Below are 17472 nucleotides of genomic sequence, written 5' to 3'. Positions count from 1 at the left end.
CGTTCAGCCTATTGCCGTTACGCTTTGTCCGAAATGACATATATCGGGCGAAAACTGCCATGCTGCGGATCGGCATCATCATCCACCCCGGGTTCCAGCTGCTGGATGCGGCCGGTCCGGCGGCGGCATTCGAGATGGCGGAACACTTTTGCCCCGGAAGCTACGCTCTCGAGATACTGGCGCCCGGCGGCGGCGAGATAGAGAGCTCGTCCGGAATGCGGCTTTCAGCTCGGCCATTGTCGGCCGAAGAGCCGCTCGATACCGCCATCATCTCCGGCGGCGAGATCATACGCTCCATGGCGGCGGCCGAGCAGATCGTCGCCTGGCTGCGGCGCACGAATCCGCGACGGACGGCAAGCGTGTGCACGGGCGCCTACCTGCTCGCCGAGGCGGGACTGCTCGACGGCCGCAGCGCCACCACCCATTGGTGGAGCACGGACGATTTCGCCCGCCGCTATCCGAAGGTAAGGCTCGATGCGGAGCGGATCTTCATCAGGAACGGCGGCGTCTGGACCTCGGCGGGCATTTCGGCCGGCATCGACCTGGCGCTGGCGTTGATCGAGGACGACCTCGGTTCGGCGATTGCGCGCCGCGCGGCGCAGCAGCTCGTCGTCCATCAGCGCCGGCCCGGCGGCCAGTCGCAATTCTCGGCGCTGGTCGACCTCGGCGGGCGGACGGGCCGCTTTGTCGAACTGATCGAATGGATGCGGACAAAGCTCGCCGAGCCGCTGACGGTGGAGCACCTTGCCGATCGGGCAGCCATGAGCCCCAGGCATTTTGCCCGCGCCTTCGCGGCCGAAACCGGGATCACGCCCGCCAAGGCCGTTGAACGTCTGCGCCTGGAAAGTGCTCGACTGGCGCTCGAGACCAGTCACACGCCTCTCGATCGCATCGCCGAGGCCAGCGGCTTCGGCGATCCCGGACGCATGCGCCGCGCCTTCCTGAGGGCCTTCGGCCAGCCGCCGCAGGCACTCAGGCGTGCCGCGACCCGAAACTGACGCCTGCCGCGTCCTGACGAGAGAACGAAGTCGCTGAGGCTTCCGCGGCAGCTATTTCCCGCAATGGTGATCGTTGATCTTGTTCAGCGCATTCGCGTCGGGTCCTACCCTTTGGTAGGAGCAGGGTTCGCCGCCTGTCGTGACCAGCTGCTTGTCATAGTAGCGCGGGCCGCCGAAGAGGATGTCGATGATATCGCCTTCGGCGGGAACGTAGCGTTCGGGTTGTGGCCGATGCTCGCGACTTCCAGCGTATGCGGCGCCGGAAATGCCGCAGGCTACCCCGAGAACGAGAGCGCAGATCGCAAAACGTTTCGTCGTCATCGGCGAGACCCTCCTGGCCGTCTGGGTTTCCATCATATCTCCAAAATCGCCAGCTGAACAAAGGTTCCCTCAGCGACCGGGGACAGAGCCACGCGCGCGCTTCTTCTCGGCCGCCACCAGCATGTCGACGAAGGCGCGCACCTTGGCCGGCCTGAAGCGCGCCGGCGGGAAGACGGCATGGATGCCGCCGGTCGGCAAGGTCCAGTCGGCGAACAGCCGAACCAGCCTGCCCCCGGCAATGTCGCCGCTGACGCTGTAATCCGGAAAGATGCCGAGGCCGATGCCGGCCAGCACGCAGGCCTTCACGCCGGGGGTCTTGTCGCAGCTGACGACCGGATTGAGCTCGGCCAGCACCGTCTCGCCGTCCTTCGAAAACAGCCACTGGCCGATGCCGCGCAATTGGGCGTTGCCGACCCAGGGCAGCGACTTCGCCAGCCTGGGGCCGATATCCGCCGGCAGCCGGGCAGCGAGGTCCGGGCTTGCCACGACGAATTGCTGCAAGGTTCCCAGCCGCCGCGCCAGGTTGGAGGAATCGGCGAGCCAGCCGACGCGGATGCCGAGATCGATCTCTTCGTCGACGAGATTGCTCACCGCGTCATCGAAGATCGTCTCGACACGCATTTTTGGATACTTCCTGAGGTAGGCGGCGATGGTCGGCGCCACGACCATCTCGCCATAGTCGAGCGGCGCGGTCAGCCTCAGCATCCCGGTCGGCCTGGCCGCGCTTTGCGAGATGTCGCCATAGGCGGCCTCGGCCTCGCGCAGGATGATCGCCGCCCGGTCATAGAAGAGGCGTCCCTCCTCCGTCGGCGTGACGCGCCGCGTCGTGCGCCGCAGCAGCGTCGCACCCAGTTCCTGCTCGAGCTTGCCGACCTGATGGCTGACCACCGCCTTGGCGACATCGAGCCGATCGGCCGCGGCGGTGAACGAGCCGGTTTCCACCACGGTGGTGAAATAGACGAGGCGGTTGAGGTTCAGAAGGTCGGTCATCGGCGCATTGTCTGATCTGATCAGACAGTTTGTATGATTGATCGCGGTTTTTCGCAACCAGCCGACCTGCCAATTAGGTCCGAGACAAAGACACTCGGACCAGCCTGATATGACCAATGCCACGGTGACCTACCTTTTCGACCCGCTCTGCGGCTGGTGCTATGGCGCCACGCCGATGCTGGACCGGCTGGCGGCGAGCGGCATTGCGCTCGACCTTCTGCCGACCGGTCTGTTCTCCGGCACGGGCGCGCGGCCGCTGGATGCGGGATTCGCCGCCCATGCCTGGGACAACGACCAGCGCATCGAGCGGCTGAGCGGCCAGCGTTTTACGCAAGCCTATCTCGACAAGGTGCTGAATGTTCGCGGCACCTTGCTCGACTCGAGCGCCGCCACCCTCGCCATCAGCGCTGCGGGCCTCGAAGATCCGCTGCGGCGGCTTTCGGCGCTGAAGGCGATCCAGCATGCCCGCTATGTCGACGGCCGCGACATCGTGACGGTGGATGGCGTGGCGGACGTGCTGACCGACGCCGGCATGGCGGATGCGGCCGAGATGCTGAAGGCGCCGGCCGAGGCGCTCCTGGCGGCGCATCGCGAGCTGGTCGGCCGTGGCCGCGCGCTGTTCCAGCGATTGCACGCCAATGGCGTTCCCTCGCTCGCCGTCATCCGCAACGAGGCGCCGCGCCTGATCGGCGCCAATGCGTTGTTCGGCAGCTACGACAATCTCATCGCCCATATCCAGGCGGCGTGACCCTCCTCCCCAAGCAGAAAGGAAATCCCATGAAGATCGCCCTCATCGGCGCGTCCGGCCAGGCCGGCTCGCGCATCCTGAAGGAACTCTCCGATCGCGGCCACACCGTCACCGCCATTGCCCGCAACCCGGAAAAGATCGCAGCACTTCCCGGCGTGACCGCCACGAAGGGCGATGTCTTCGACACGGACGGCCTCGCCGCCCTGATCAAGGGCCATGATGCCGTGATCAGCGCGGTGCATTTCCTCGCCAGCGATGCCGACAAGCTGATCGCAGCGGTGCGCGCTTCCGGCGTCAAGCGCTACCTCGTCGTCGGCGGCGCCGGTAGCCTCGAGGTCGCCCCCGGCAAGCGCCTGGTCGACACGCCCGAATTTCCGGCCATCTACAAGGCCGAGGCCCAGAAGGGCGCCGACTTCCTCGACACGCTCAAGGCGATCGACGATCTCGACTGGACCTTCCTGTCACCGTCGGCACTTTTCACCGCGGGCGAGCGCACCGGCCAGTTCCGTCTCGGCAAGGACAGCCTGCTGGCGTCCGAGAAGGGCAGCAGCATCTCCTTCGAGGATTATGCCATCGTCATGACCAATGAGATCGAGACGCCGAAGCATATAAGGCAGCGCTTCACGGTGGGCTACTGACGGGACCGGGCCTCGCGTCCGGCCCGGAAACAAGCAGGCGGGCGCTCCACGACAGCGTTGGCGGCGCCTGCTGATACATTAGCGTGCGAGACGATTGCCCGACCTGGCACTCTCACAGGTTTCAGTATAGCCATGGTTATATTAGGGATTTCTTGACAATCTTCTAAAGCTCTGGTTTCCTGTTTTCGGGCATATTTAGACAAGTTCGTTGCGTTTTTTTCGGACGGTGTTCGCATGTCGACTTTGGTTGTTGCGGACCCGCGGGGGGTGTATCTCGCCGGTCTGGAGTGGGTTCTGCGGAAGGCCGGACACAGTGTCGTCGCCGAGTGCCACCGCGCCATAGACGCTCTCGCGCAAGTGGAGCGTCATCGGCCTGATATGGTCGTCATCGGCCTCGATATCGCGGATCCGCAGACGGCCACTCTTTCGTCGCGGCTGAGAGCCAGCCACGATGCTCTCGGCATCATTTTCATCCTGCAGCCAAACAGCCGATTCGACATCAAGGAGATACAGGCGCTCGACGTCGATGGCCTGTTGCTGGACGGCATCAGCCATCGCTATCTCGTCGAATGCGTGAATGCGGTGGCGGCAGGCAAGAAGTGGATCGACAACAAGATCGTCCAGCAACTGCTGATGTCGAAATCGCCACAGCAGCTCGCATCTAAGCTGACCGGGCGCGAGACGGAAATCGCCGACCTCGTCTCGCGCGGACTGCGCAACAAGACCATCGCGCAACAGCTGCATGTGTCCGAAGGCACGGTGAAGATGCACCTGCACCACGTCTACGCCAAACTTAACCTCGGCAGCCGAGCGGAACTGGCCTGGATGGCGCATGGCAAAGGCGCTGACCATTCAGGAACCGGTCAAAACCGCCTGCTCTCGTAACCTCCACCGGGCGGCCAGGCCGCCGGCGTCAGCAAGCACCCGGCAGCGGGTCGAAAAACCAGAGCGGCGGCCGCTCAAGCTGAACCGCACGACCGCCTAAGCCTTTGCTCAAGCCCCGGATTCTTCCAAAACCCGATCTTCGCTTTTGGTCCGATGCTTTTCAGCGCGTCCACCGACAAGCGCCTGTGCCGGCTTGATCTATCGAAGGATGTATATCGTTCGATCAGGCACGGGGATTCACCCTAACACTATCGAAACGCGTATGGACGCGCCCTCTTGACCGGCGACACAATGAAAGTTGGAGGGCCGCATTTCAGTATGCGACCGGATGCACTCGGGTAGATGCATTCCGGCATTTGGGGGGCTGGATCCCTTTTCCTGAAGCGTTTTGAACCAAGGAGAATTTCCATGGGACTCGACATCACAGCTCAAGACATCATCATCGACGAGACCACCGACCTTCAGAAGGATGATATTGACCCGTCCGTTCCGCCGCACGATAACAACACCACGCTGCAATATCTCCTGACTCTCGGCACCTCACTGGAGGTCGCCTTCCAAGCCGACTTCGTGCAGGCCACGGCCGACGCGGGGGAAACCATCACCTCGGTCGTTCTCACGCAGAACTCCTCGGGAACGCCGTTTTCTACCACCGACGGCGTGCTCACCGATATTCAGACGGTCGATGGCAATTATGTCTGGCTGTTCCAGGACCCGAACAATGCAGATGTCGTGATCGGCGTCATTGGTACCGATGACCCAACCGCCGAGCCCGACCCAGCAACCGCTCCGCTCGCCTTCTCGTTTGGGCTCGACCACACCAGCACCACGGACGCGGACCTGTACCTGGTCCAGTATGTGGCGTTGCTCCATCCGCTGACGTCCGATCCGGATGACCGCATCGATCTGCACGACCAGGTCTTCGCATCGATCGCTGGTACCTCCCAGATCAGCTTCTCAGGCCAGAACGCCGCTCCCGGCAATCATGATTTCTACCTGATCAATTCGCCCGACGACGCTTCCAAGCAGCTTCTGGTAATAGGTTTGAACGGTGGCACCGCCAACGTCAGTACACAGGGCTTCGGCATCAACAATCAGAGCATCAATCCGAACGAAACGCTGCAGGTCGATTTTGTGACCGGCGGCAACCTGAACGCAGGCACCGCTTCACAAATCCAGTACGCCAGCCATATCGAGACGATCACCCAGGCCGGGTTCACGATCAACCAGATCACGCCTTCCAAACCGGCTAAGCGCGTGGACGTCACGATCAAGGCCTACGACAATACGGCCAACCAGCAAGGCACGGACTTCTTTGACGGCACCACGACCAACCCCGTCGACATCGTCAGCGTCAAGCTAACGGGCGCATCGGGGTTTGCCTCCACCATCACCGCCGACGGTACCTATGCCACGCCAAGCGGCAACGTCACCGTCACAGGGCTTACCGGCACCGGCAACGCCGTCACCATCACCGGGCTGGATAACATCACAACCGTCGATATCACCACCGCCACCAAAATGGATCGGATGACGGTTACGGGGGTCGATGCGAATGAAGGGTGCGACATCACCGAGTTCCATTTCAACGCAACGACCACCAACGCCCACACCGAAGAGGTCGGCCAGTTCATCAACTTCGACGATGACGGACCGACGGCGGCCTTGACCGACGAAAGTGCCACGGTGCTGCATGACGAAACGGCCGGAGTCGACCCCGTTTCTGACGACCAGCCTCTCGCCTCCTTGCCCGGCGCTTTCTCGGGGCTCGGCTCGGCCATCGGCTGGGCAGCCAGCGCATCCGCCGTGGTCACACCCAACTCAAGCTCCGGCACCGACGGACCAGGCACCGAGACCCTGTCGCTCGACGTCAGCGCAGCGAATGCCGATTCCGGTTTCGATTCGCTCGACGGCCATAACATCCTGCTCAATGTCGAGGGCGACCTCGTCGTCGGCCGCGTCGATGACGACGACAACAACAGCGTCGACAACACCGATCCGGTCGCCATCGCCATCTCGATCGACCAGAACGGCATCCTCAGCGTCGCGCAGTATATCGCCATCGCCCATCCCACCGGCGACCCCGACGAGGTGCTCACAATGAACGACGGCGCGCTGCTGGCGGTGGTCACCGCGACTGACGGCGACGACGACAGCGACAGCGACAGCATCGCCATCGGTGACAAGGTGCAGATCAGGGACGATGGCCCATCCATCGAGCGGTCGATCGTACCGGTACCGGGCCTGGTGGTCGACGAGTCGGATCTCAACGCCAACGACTCGGACTTCTCGGTTCTGTTCACGGCCGCCTTCGGAAACGATGGGCCGGCGGCCACCGACAGCCTGACCTTCGCGCTCGACGTTCTCGGCGGTGGCTCGAATGTCGCCACCGGTCTGTTCGACACGCTAAGCGGCCTGCAGGTGCTTCTCAACGTGGACGGCGACGACATCGTTGGCAGTGCCGGCGGGGATGAGGTGTTCCGCATCTCGGTCGATGCCGATGGCAACGTGACGCTCGATCAGTCGCGGGCGCTCGTCCATGGCGATCCGACCGATCCCGACGAGAACGACACGCCGCTGACAATGGCGGCCAACCTGGTGACGCTGACGGCAATCGCCACCGATGGCGACGGCGACAGCGCCCCGATCACGGTCGACATCGGCGCCGCGTTCAAATTCGAGGACGACGGGCCGACGATCACGGCACCGTTCGACGGTGACCCGGCAGCCGGCATCCAGCGCGAGACGTTGCACAACGTAGTGTCCCCGCCGGCTCTCGCAGCTAACGGTGTCTTCGGGTATAGTATCGGTAACGACATCCCGGACTATAACGGTGCCGATAACATCGCCGGCAACTCCGACGACAAGTCGGACTTCGTGGACGGTAATCTTAACGTGGCTGGGGTGCAGCTTGCTCTCTCCGGTTTTGTCGGTAGCGCGACACCGCCGATCACGGGGTCTAACGGCACCGCGATCTTTGCGAACGTTAACAATGTGCCCGCCGCACCGGCGTACGCTACGCTCGTGTCGGAGGACGCCAACTTTGCGACGTTCAACTTCACGTTCCACTACGACAAGGACCCGATCACGACTGGTATTCAGGACGCGACGGCGGGTGGTCAGTTGATCTTTGACAAGGTCAACGACACCTACTCGATTGCCCTGAACGACGTTATCGACGGGTTCGCCTTTGATGTCGTCCACACCAGTCAGGACTTCGCTCGGAACCCGAACACTAACTCGGGCCACCCGGAAGTCGTCGTGGCGCAGTTGACGCCGAACGGTGATCCAAACCCGTTCCTCGTGCAGTTCACGGCCAATAATTCGCCGTTTAGCTTCTCGCAGAACGGCGAAGGGGCTACTGCTGACACCGCGTTTACCGGTGCCAACCACGACATGGCCACCAGTGCCGTCACGACTTGGGTTTCTGCAACCCAAGGCGAGAATGGTGTCGCCGGTGATACGATCCAGAAGGGCGAACTGTTGACGATCCGGTTCTTCAAAGAGCCGGCAGTTCTCAACGACCCGAATCCAGGCGTCGATGTTGATCCCGTCACACCGGGCATCCAACACGAACGGACCGAGCCGACAACGACAGCTAGCGGTATCGTGCTGAAGTTCGACGGCATCGGCAACGCCGAGGACCTCGTCGTGATCCTCGACTTGGTCGACACCAAGGGCACGGCCACCACGGCGGACGACACCGAGACTACCGTCGCCTTGAACATCCAGAACTCGGACTTCCTCAAGGGCGGTGCTGTTGTACCGTCCCCGTACACTTCCGAGTTCTCCCTGTCAGGGTATTCGGGTTCCAACAACGACGCTTTGATCATTATCGAGCAGAACGACTACACTGCCAATGCTAACGTCCTTATTCAGGGCGTGCAGATCATGCAGTCCGCGAACGGTCTGACCGGCACGGGTATCAACTTTGTTAATACGACCGGCGCGAACGGCGGTAGCTTGGCGGGTGCCCAGCAAGCTCTCGACACGACCGACAACGACGTCCTCAAGATCGTGGACATCGGGTTTGTGCAAAGCACTTCCGGTACGTTGAACGCCAGCCTTGACTTTGCCGTTCAGCTTGCCGACGCGGACGGCGACGTAACGCCGACCCCCGCGGCCCACATTCTGGTGGACGTGGTCGCCTAACTTGACCAGAGGGGGCAGTTAAACGCTGCCCCCTTGACAGGACACAAATTTTGATTGACCGGCCCCCCTCTTAACCCGCCGGGGCAGAGATATTAACGATGAAAAACCCGCAGCCATCCGCCCTGCAAACAGTGATGAAAGAGGCTAAGCGCGCTATCAAGCCGCTTATCTGGTTCAGCGCTGGTATCAACATACTGATGTTGACCGGGGCGTTCTACATGCTCCAAGTTTATCACCGCGTGTTGGGCAGCCACAGCTTGGAAACACTGGTAGTGCTGTCATTGATGGCGGCGACGGCGCTCGCGACAATGGCGGGGTTGGAGGTCGTGCGCGCGCGTCTTCTGGCTAAAGTCGGGACGTGGCTGAACGGTCGGCTGGCCCCGGTTCTCCTGACCGCATCGGTTGAATACGCCGCCTCGGCCCCCGGTCAGGTCAACGCCCGCGCGCTGCGTGACCTCGACCAGGTGCGGAATTTCTTCACCAGCCCGAGCATCTACCCGATCCTCGACGCACCCTGGGGACCGATTTTCCTAGGCGCTATTTTCCTCATGCACCCTTGGTTGGGCTGGCTGGCAACCTGCGGCGGTATCGTGCTGTTTGCGCTGGCGTTGCTCACCGAGTACCTGACCCGCAAACCAATGGCGGAAGCCGCGATCGCCCAGACGCGGGCTTACATGCAGGCCGAGCAAACGATCCGCAACGCCGAGGTCGTCCAGGCCATGGGCATGTTGAATCCCCTGCTCGAGAGCTGGAAGGCCCAGCAGAACGAGGCAAACAGAGGGCAATCTCTCGCCAGTAACCGATCCAGCGCTATCTCGGCCCTCGCGCGGTCTTTCCGGCTGGCACTCCAGATGGCCGTCCTCGGCCTCGGTGCCTACCTAGTGCTGCAAAACGAGGCTTCACCCGGTATCATGATCGCTGCTTCAATCCTGATGGGTCGCGCGTTGGCCCCGGTCGAGCAGGCGATCGGCACATGGAAGGCGACGGTCGGAGCGCGTGCCGCTTACCGGCGTCTCGCCGCGGGCGCCGGACAGCACCCGGAGGCCACCCCGGTTCTGCCACTGCCACGACCGAAAGGCAGGTTCGAGGCCGACAACCTCGTGCTTGCCCGACAGGGAGGCGAGCATATCCTGAAGGGGATCAGCTTCCACCTCGAGCCGGGTGAAGCAATGGCGCTGATCGGCCCCAGCGCGGCCGGCAAGACGAGTCTGGCGCGAATACTGGCCGGTGCCTGGCGTCCATCCGGGGGACGTGCGTTGCTGGACGGCATGGACGTTGCCCAATGGGCGGCGGAGGACCGTGGTCATTATGTCGGCTACTTGCCGCAGGACATCGAGCTCTTCGCCGGCACCGTCGCCGAAAACATCTGCCGCTTCGCCAAGCTCACCCCCGCAGTCTTCAACAACGTAGTCAAGGCCGCGCAGTTGGCGGGAGTTCACGACCTGATCAAAAGACTGCCGAAGGGTTACGCTACCGAGATCGGCGAATCCGGCGCGGTGCTGTCAGGCGGGCAACGCCAACGCATCGGGTTGGCGCGGGCGCTCTACGGAGACCCGGCACTCCTCATCCTGGACGAGCCCAATTCCAACCTCGACCGCGAGGGCGAGGACGAATTGATTGCAGCCTTCGGTACAATCAAGGCGGCGGGTACGACCGTTGTCCTGATCGCGCACCGACCGAACATCATCGAGAAAGTTGACAAGATACTGGTCATCAACCGGGGCCAACAAGACCTCTACGGTCCACGTGACTATGTCTTCAACGAGCTCACCGCGCGCATCCGCAAGGTGCGTCAGATGCCAGCCATAGTAGCGAACCAGGCATGAAAACGGGAACAGATATTAACGTCGTGCCGTTACCCGTCGCGCCGCCCTCCCTCCTGGAGCCGGAACCCCTCCGTATCACGGGTGTGACTCGCACCGGGTTCGCGATCATGTTCCTGTTCTTCGGCGTGGCCGGGGGGTGGGCGGCGCTGGCACCGTTGGACAGCGCCGCGGTGGCACAAGGCGTCATCAAGGTCGCCGGCGACCGCAAGCTCATCCAGCACCTCGAGGGCGGCATCATCGCGGAGTTGAACGCCGCCAACGGCGATATCGTCAAGGCGGGCAAGATCCTCATCCGGCTCGACAGCACACAGGCAACGGCGCAGCTTGACCTGATTCAGAACCGGATAGCAACGCGTGAGGCGCTGGCCGCGCGTCTCAGGGCTGAGCGTGACGGCAAGGCCGAGATCGAGTTTGATCCGAGGCTGCTCGCAAATCCCGCCACCGCAGTAAAGGACGCGCTGGCCGCACAGCGTGACGTGTTCGCGGCGAAGCACCACAATTTGAAAGACGAGCGGGAAATTCTCGGCCAGCGCCGTCACCAGATCGAGGGAGAGATAACGGGACTGGAGGAGCTCATCGTCACCGAGGACAAGCAGATCGAGGCGATCGAGGGTGAAACCAAAGACCTTGAGAGCCTGCTAAAAAAGGGGCTGACCACCCGCGAGCGGAAGCTGTTGCTCAGACGACAACAGCGGGAGATCGAGGGGGAGCGCGCTACCAACGTCGCGGCAATCGCTCGTGCCAGAAGCGCCATGGCCGAGATCGACATGCAGATTCTGAACCTCAACACAGTGCGGCTGAACCAGGCCGTCGAGGAATTCAGCAAGGTCGAGGCGGAGCTGTTTGACCTCAGACAGCAGGAGCGTTCCGCCAAGGACGTGCTTACCCGTACCGATGTCGTCGCACCAGTCGACGGCATCGTTATGGACCTGAAGGTCCACACGGCGGGCGGTGTCGTGAAACCAGGTGAGACATTGATGACGGTCGTGCCGCTCGGACAGCAACTCGTGGTCGAGGCCATGGTCAAACCAGAGGATGTCGAGACGATCGCCCCCGGACAGCCCGCGCGCGTCAGCTTCCCCGCCTTTGCCCGCTACAACCTGCCGCCACTCGATGGCGTCGTGGAGATCGTGTCGGCTGACCGCATGGTGGAGGAGCGCAGCGGGGCACCGTATTTCGCCGCGACCGTGTTGATCGACAAGAGCGAACTCGCCAAGCTGGAGGGCCGCAAGCTGCTGCCCGGCATGTCGAGCGAGGCGATGATCCGGACGGGTGCTCGCACCGTGCTTTCCTACCTCGCCGAGCCGATCACGCAGAACTTCCGCCGCGCGATGCGGGAAAAATAGCCGCAGGCCGCCCAACGAGTTCTCTATCTGGCTAGGGCGTGAACTCATAAATGGGCATGGTATCTAAAATCCCTTCCGCCGGCTCGGGCGTTGTCGCCAGCACCCTCATCAGGGAGGATACAATGATCAAGCGGGGACGCATGTGGGTGATAAGGGCTTCGTGGGTCCTTTGGCTTTTTACACTGCCCGCCCAGGCGAGCAACTTAGGTGATCTTGTCAGGAATGGCGACGTCGCAGCGGTGACTTCCGCCTTGGACAAAGGCGCCGCGATTAACGAAGTTGACGGTGTTACGGCGCTCTATATCGCCTGCGAAGTCGGAAATGTCGAATTGGCAAAACTTCTGATCAATCGTGGGGCGGACGTTAACCTGCCCGTCAGTTGGCAAAGAACGCCACTCTACGCCGCCAACAAGGGTGGGTACGCTGACATCGTGAAGCTGTTGCTCGATAATGGGGCCAATCCAAATCAGGTGGCCAAAGCCCAGACCCCGCTGCACGTGGCTGCCGAGAATGGCTGCCTTCAGTGCGTCATCCATCTTGTGGAAGCTGGAGCAGAGGTCAACGCACTGACATCGAATGGAAGTCCGCCCATACATTTGGCCAAGCTCAGTGGTCACGACGACGTCGTGGCCTACTTGCGCAGTCATGGCGCCGGACGACCGGCCCTAGCGCCGATTTCGGCACGACTTGCGTCGGCAAACGCTGAATTGGGCAAAGAATTTTTCGACAGAACGTGCGGGGCTTGTCATCTTGCAGCGCCGGGGGTCAAGGTTTCCAAAAAGGCCAATCTGTGGGGCATCGTAGGGCGGCCGAAGGCTTCGCAAAGCGATGTCGAGTATTCGTCAAGTCTAAAGGACGCTGGTGGACCTTTGAGGAACTCAATTTTTTTATCTCAAACCCCGCACTCACTTTGCCCGGAACAGATATGATTTTCCCGGGTCTGCAGGACGAGAAGCAGCGAGCAGACCTCATCGCTTACCTGCGGACCTTGAGTGACACACCGTTGCCGCTTCCCGAGAATTGATTGCTCCTGTCTGGCGGGTACCGTGATCCGCAAATTGACTTGCAAGCGATCCGCATTTGGCTACGCGCTTATGAGTCCACGCCCCAGATCAGGACCGGCCCCGATCCGGATGCAGAGCGGTTCGCATTCCACCGCTCCCGAGCCGCGCCAAAGTAAAACGCTGACCCGGAACCGAAACGCGCGACGCGCATTTTAGCTTTAGCTGGTGGTCCGTCAGGGCTGGCAGCCTATTGCTCGAACTGTGAGATTGCACTTGAATTTCATTCAGCAGGCGGGTGGGCTTCCGGGGAACTCTGCCGAACTGATGCAGGGTTTGCCCGTCGCTGTATATACGACCGACAAGCAGGGCCACATCACGTTCTTCAATGAAGCGGCGGCTGAACTCTGGGGGCATCGCCCGGTCCTCGGCAAGGACCAATGGTGCGGGTCCTGGAAGCTCCGTCACCTCGACGGCCGCATCATGGAGCATAGCGAATGCCCGATGGCGATCGCCTTGCTGGAAGAGCGGGATGTCCGCTGGGGCCAGGCGATCGCCGAACGGCCGGACGGCGAGCTGATACCGTTCAGGGCGCACCCGGTCTTGCTGCGCGATAAAAAGGGCAATGTCGTGGGCGCCATGAACACGCTGATCGACCTACGCACTCAGACGCAGGCCGACGAGGCCCGGACGCGCCTTGCCGCGATCGTCGAATCGTCGATGGACGCGATCGTCTCGAAGGACATCAACGGCATCATCACCAGCTGGAACGATGCGGCGGAACGCCTGTTCGGCTACACGCCCGCCGAGGCGATCGGCCGGCCGGTGACGATGCTCATTCCGCACGACCATCTTGACGAGGAAGTCTCGATCATCAGCCGCATACGCGCCGGCGAGCGTGTGCCGTCCTACGAAACGGTCCGGCAGCGCAAGGACGGCTCGCGCGTTCCAGTGTCGCTCACCATTTCGCCAATCCGCGACGGCATCGGCCGCATCATCGGCGCCTCGAAGATCGCGCGCGACATCAGCGTTACCAAGGAAAGCGAGCGGCGCATCCGGTTGCTCATGCGCGAAGTCAACCATCGGGTGAAGAACCAGTATTCGGTCATCATCTCGATGATCCGCGAAACCACCAAGAAGGCCAGCACGCCGCAGGCTTTCCTCGACCAGGTGCGCGAGCGGATCATGGCGCTTTCGGAATCCCACGACCTTCTCGTCAACGCCGAGTGGCGCGGCGCCACGGTCGCCGAACTTGTCGGGGCGCAGATCAGACCGTTTGCCGCGCAGGACCGGGTCTCGGTGAACGGACCGCTGATCGTGCTCGAACCGAACGCGGTGCAGTATCTCGGCATTGCCTTTCACGAGCTTGCCACCAATTCGGCAAAGCATGGCGCCCTGTCGCACCAGGCGGGACGGGTCGAAATCGCATGGCAGGTGACGGATGCAGCCGACGGCGCCGGCATGTTCCGCCTGGTGTGGCGTGAACTGGACGGGCCTGTCGTCGACGGCATGGCGCGCCAGGGTTTCGGCACGGTCGTCCTCAAGCGCGTCGCGCCCCAGGCGCTGAGGGGCACAAGCAGCCTGGAATTCGACAGACAGGGGGTCGTCTGGTCGCTCGAGGCGCCGATGTCTTCCGTGGAGACGTCCTTCGCCGCCGCCTTGGCATAGTGAGGGAACCATCGTCCCTGCCTGAGGTTCTCCGTATGAAGGGAGGACTGGCCATGGACGACGACGCACAGAACCATGCCCGCAAGGTGCGTGACGAGACCTCCTTGGCACGCTCATTGGCGGCGGAGACTGGCATCACCTTTGACCAGGCGTGGGAGCTGATCGCCTTGATCGGCACCAATCGCAGTTCCCTGCTGCGCGAGGCCCGACTGTTGAAGAAGCGGTCGGGCCAGTTGCCTCGCTAGGCGAGGCGACGTTAGCGGAGACCGGGTTCAGCTGGCTCATCCTGGACGCCGAGACTGCCGTTTTCGGCCAGTTCGCCGTTGGGCAGCGGGCCGCATCCCTCGACAATGGCGGTCAGGCCATCAAATTCCATAGGCGCGCCATAGAATTGGGACACTTGCACGACAAGACACTCGACGTCTTCAAGCGCAATGTTTTCGGAGAGATTGCTCCGCCGCACCTCCTCGGCCACGGCGGTGACGTTGACTACGCCTCGCGCGTGCAGCGCCGTCAGGACCTGAACATTGAGATCTTCCCGCAATTGAACCGAATATCCATAGCGCATGGGAAAGCCCTTTCAGGACCGATTTCCTTGAGATAAAACATGCGCCTTGCGGGATCGGACTGCAAGAAAAATATTCATAATTATCTATTATAATCAATTATTTAGCAGAGTGCGCCGATCGCTCAATAGACGCCTGTCGCTCATCGTCGGACTTGTACGCCGGTCGCTGCACCAACACTCTTGACGACAAAGGTGGCAAGCACTAACTCTACTGTCACTGAGCGAAATACTAACTTGTCTCGTTTTCGTTTCCGGCGATGGGAGGCGTCAATGGCTGACTTGGAACGACCCGAACGACTTCAGATCATGCTGACGGCCGAGGAATTGGCAGCCTTGGAGAACTGGCGTTTTGAAAAACGCATGCCAAGCCGCTCGGCCGCGGTTCGAGAATTGCTGCGGCGCGGCCTCGACTCAGATGGGTTCTTGACGGCGGCGCAAGGTTCCAAATCCCAGGACTTTGGCATCCTGCCCAATTCCGAAATTACCGACGGACCGGCTGAGTAGGCCTAGAGCGGTTCATCGTTTCACGGAAACGCCGAACCGCTCTATCTCTTTGTTTGACGCAATTCCGGACCGCTACGCACTTTTCCTGGAATTGCTCTATCTCTTTGTTTTGACGCAATTCCGAACGGAAAACCGCTACGCACTTTTCCTGGAATTGCTCCAGGTCGCGTCCTCTATCTCGGCTTGCCTCTGCGCCGCTTCGTCGGCGCTGAACGCGTGGCTCTCAGTCGGTCCTGATCCAGACGCCCTTGGTGTTCAGATATTCGTCCAGGTGCTCGGCCCCGCCCTCGCGGCCGTAGCCGCTCATCTTGTAGCCGCCGAACGGCACCGCCGGGTCGAGCGCGTGATAGGTGTTGACCCAGACCGAGCCGGCGCGCAGGCGGTTGGCCAGCTGATGCGCCTTGCCGACATCGCGCGTGAACACGCCGGCGGCAAGCCCATAGGGCGTGTCGTTGCCGCGCCGCACCGCCTCGTCCAGCGTGTCGAAAGGCAGCGCCGAGATGACCGGGCCGAAGATCTCTTCCCTGGCGATGCGCATGTCGTCGGTCACGCCGGAGAAAACGCCCGGCGTGATGAAATTTCCCGAGCCAAGCGCCCCTTCGGTGATGCGCGTACCGCCGGTCAGCAGCCTGGCGCCTTGCCGCGTGCCGTCCTCGATGAAGCCGGTGACGCGTTCGAGCTGGCGGAGCGAAATCAGCGGCCCGATCTCGGTCGCCGGATCGGCGCCATCGCCGATCCGGAGCTTTGCCGCGAAGGCGGCGACCCGTTCGACGAATTCCTCATAGATCGGCCGTTCGACGAACAGCCGCGAACCGGCGATGCAGATCTGGCCGGAATTGGCGAAGACCGACATCGCCGCGACCGGCACGGCGCGTTCGAGATCGGCGTCGGCGCAGACGATCACCGGCGACTTGCCGCCAAGCTCGAGCGAGACGCGCTTCATGTTGGAGGCGGAAGCGCGCAGGATGTTCTGGCCGGTGGCGGTGGAGCCAGTGAAGACCAGCTTGTCGACATCCATATGGGCGGTCAGAGGCGCGCCGGCCTCCGCACCCGTGCCGGTGACGATGTTGACGACGCCGTCCGGCACGCCCGCTTCCAGCATCAGGTCAGCAATCAAGAGCGGCGTCAGCGGCGCCTCCTCCGAGGGCTTGAGCACGATGGTGCAGCCGGTGGCCAACGCCGGGCCGATCTTCCAGATCGAAGCGGCGGTCGGTGCGTTCCAGGGAATGATGGCGCCGACAACGCCAACCGGCTCCTTGCGCGTGTAGGAGACGATGTCGCCGGGCAGCGAATTGCCGATCGTGTGGCCATGGATGGACGTGGCCATGCCGGCATAGAAGCGCAGCATGCCGAGCACGCGGTTCCTGTTGGCAAGCGTGCGGGCGATGGGCATGCCCATGTCGGTGGTGTCGGAAAGCGCGATCTCCTCCCAATGGCGCTCCATGAGATCGGCAATCTTCAAGAGCAGAAGCTGGCGCTCATAGGGCTTGAACCGGCTCCACGGCCCCTCGAAGGCGCGGCGGGCAGCGGCGACCGCCAGGTCGATATCTTTGGAATCGGCTTGCGGCACTGTGCCGATCACCGCCCCGGTGGCGGGATTGCGCGTCTCGAAGCTGCGCCCGCTTGCGGCATCGCACCATTTGCCGTCGATCAGCATCTTGCGATGCCGGCCGTCGATGGGGGCGCGCAAGGATAAATCTCTGGCCGATACCGTCATCTTGCAAATCCCGATTTTCGCATGGACTCAGCCTAGTTGAAGACCGTCATTCAAACAAAGGCAATCGCGGGGGGCGTCGACCTGACGGCGCCCCGGATTCGATCGCCGGC

General features: G+C 62.2%; 15 protein-coding genes. 11 read left to right on the top strand and 4 right to left on the bottom strand.

Annotated features, from left to right (window positions below; genetic code table 11):
- The first annotated feature begins 59 nt into the window (after nt 1-59).
- On the top strand, nt 60-998 hold the full coding sequence (locus tag ACFX5Q_RS23345; protein WP_404281804.1) for a GlxA family transcriptional regulator: 939 nt from the start codon (nt 60-62) through the stop codon (nt 996-998).
- Nucleotides 999-1049: 51 nt separating this feature from the next.
- Here the strand turns inward: ACFX5Q_RS23345 and ACFX5Q_RS23340 are convergent, their stop codons facing one another.
- The gene (locus ACFX5Q_RS23340) at nt 1050-1352 is read right to left on the bottom strand and encodes a hypothetical protein (RefSeq protein ID WP_404281802.1); all 303 of its coding nucleotides are present in this window, start codon (nt 1350-1352) and stop codon (nt 1050-1052) included.
- A gap of 36 nt (nt 1353-1388) precedes the next feature.
- Nucleotides 1389-2309, bottom strand: coding sequence for a LysR family transcriptional regulator (locus ACFX5Q_RS23335; RefSeq protein WP_404281800.1), 921 nt, complete (start codon nt 2307-2309; stop codon nt 1389-1391).
- Between the two features lie 109 nt (nt 2310-2418).
- Here ACFX5Q_RS23335 and ACFX5Q_RS23330 point away from each other — a divergent pair, with 109 nt between their 5' ends.
- The 9 genes from ACFX5Q_RS23330 to ACFX5Q_RS23290 all read left to right on the top strand — a co-directional run bounded on the left by ACFX5Q_RS23330 (nt 2419) and on the right by ACFX5Q_RS23290 (nt 14818).
- The gene (locus ACFX5Q_RS23330) at nt 2419-3057 is read left to right on the top strand and encodes a DsbA family protein (protein ID WP_404281798.1); all 639 of its coding nucleotides are present in this window, start codon (nt 2419-2421) and stop codon (nt 3055-3057) included.
- Between the two features lie 29 nt (nt 3058-3086).
- Complete coding sequence (locus ACFX5Q_RS23325; protein ID WP_404281796.1) at nt 3087-3695, top strand: NAD(P)-dependent oxidoreductase; 609 nt, start codon at nt 3087-3089, stop codon at nt 3693-3695.
- Between the two features lie 234 nt (nt 3696-3929).
- Complete coding sequence (locus ACFX5Q_RS23320; RefSeq protein ID WP_404281794.1) at nt 3930-4580, top strand: LuxR C-terminal-related transcriptional regulator; 651 nt, start codon at nt 3930-3932, stop codon at nt 4578-4580.
- Nucleotides 4581-4988: 408 nt separating this feature from the next.
- Nucleotides 4989-8732, top strand: coding sequence for a DUF5801 repeats-in-toxin domain-containing protein (locus ACFX5Q_RS23315; protein WP_404281792.1), 3744 nt, complete (start codon nt 4989-4991; stop codon nt 8730-8732).
- Between the two features lie 98 nt (nt 8733-8830).
- The gene (locus ACFX5Q_RS23310) at nt 8831-10558 is read left to right on the top strand and encodes a type I secretion system permease/ATPase (protein WP_404281790.1); all 1728 of its coding nucleotides are present in this window, start codon (nt 8831-8833) and stop codon (nt 10556-10558) included.
- Complete coding sequence (locus ACFX5Q_RS23305) at nt 10555-11904, top strand: HlyD family type I secretion periplasmic adaptor subunit (RefSeq protein ID WP_404281788.1); 1350 nt, start codon at nt 10555-10557, stop codon at nt 11902-11904. Before ACFX5Q_RS23310 ends, ACFX5Q_RS23305 begins: the two co-directional genes overlap by 4 nt.
- 122 nt (nt 11905-12026) lie before the next feature.
- Nucleotides 12027-12833, top strand: a complete 807-nt coding sequence (locus ACFX5Q_RS23300) for an ankyrin repeat domain-containing protein (protein ID WP_404281786.1) — start codon at nt 12027-12029, stop codon at nt 12831-12833.
- A 399-nt stretch (nt 12834-13232) separates the two neighbouring features.
- Nucleotides 13233-14573 (top strand): PAS domain S-box protein, encoded by a 1341-nt coding sequence (locus ACFX5Q_RS23295; protein ID WP_404281784.1) that lies wholly within the window; start codon nt 13233-13235, stop codon nt 14571-14573.
- A gap of 53 nt (nt 14574-14626) precedes the next feature.
- The gene (locus ACFX5Q_RS23290) at nt 14627-14818 is read left to right on the top strand and encodes a hypothetical protein (RefSeq protein WP_404281782.1); all 192 of its coding nucleotides are present in this window, start codon (nt 14627-14629) and stop codon (nt 14816-14818) included.
- Nucleotides 14819-14829: 11 nt separating this feature from the next.
- Here the strand turns inward: ACFX5Q_RS23290 and ACFX5Q_RS23285 are convergent, their stop codons facing one another.
- A complete protein-coding gene (locus tag ACFX5Q_RS23285) occupies nt 14830-15141 on the bottom strand; it encodes a hypothetical protein (protein ID WP_404281780.1) in 312 nt (103 codons plus the stop codon).
- A 270-nt stretch (nt 15142-15411) separates the two neighbouring features.
- On the opposite strand from ACFX5Q_RS23285, the gene ACFX5Q_RS23280 reads away from it, so the two are divergent.
- On the top strand, nt 15412-15645 hold the full coding sequence (locus tag ACFX5Q_RS23280) for a hypothetical protein (protein WP_404281778.1): 234 nt from the start codon (nt 15412-15414) through the stop codon (nt 15643-15645).
- A gap of 223 nt (nt 15646-15868) precedes the next feature.
- Here ACFX5Q_RS23280 and ACFX5Q_RS23275 read toward each other — a convergent pair whose 3' ends face one another.
- Entirely contained in the window at nt 15869-17362 is a 1494-nt protein-coding gene (locus ACFX5Q_RS23275) for an aldehyde dehydrogenase family protein (protein ID WP_404281776.1), read from the bottom strand.
- Nucleotides 17363-17472: the final 110 nt, after the last annotated feature.

It is taken from the genome of Mesorhizobium sp. IMUNJ 23033, from assembly GCF_044778005.1.
Lineage (GTDB): Bacteria > Pseudomonadota > Alphaproteobacteria > Rhizobiales > Rhizobiaceae > Mesorhizobium > Mesorhizobium amorphae_A.
This window is presented reverse-complemented; position numbering and strand designations above follow the sequence as displayed.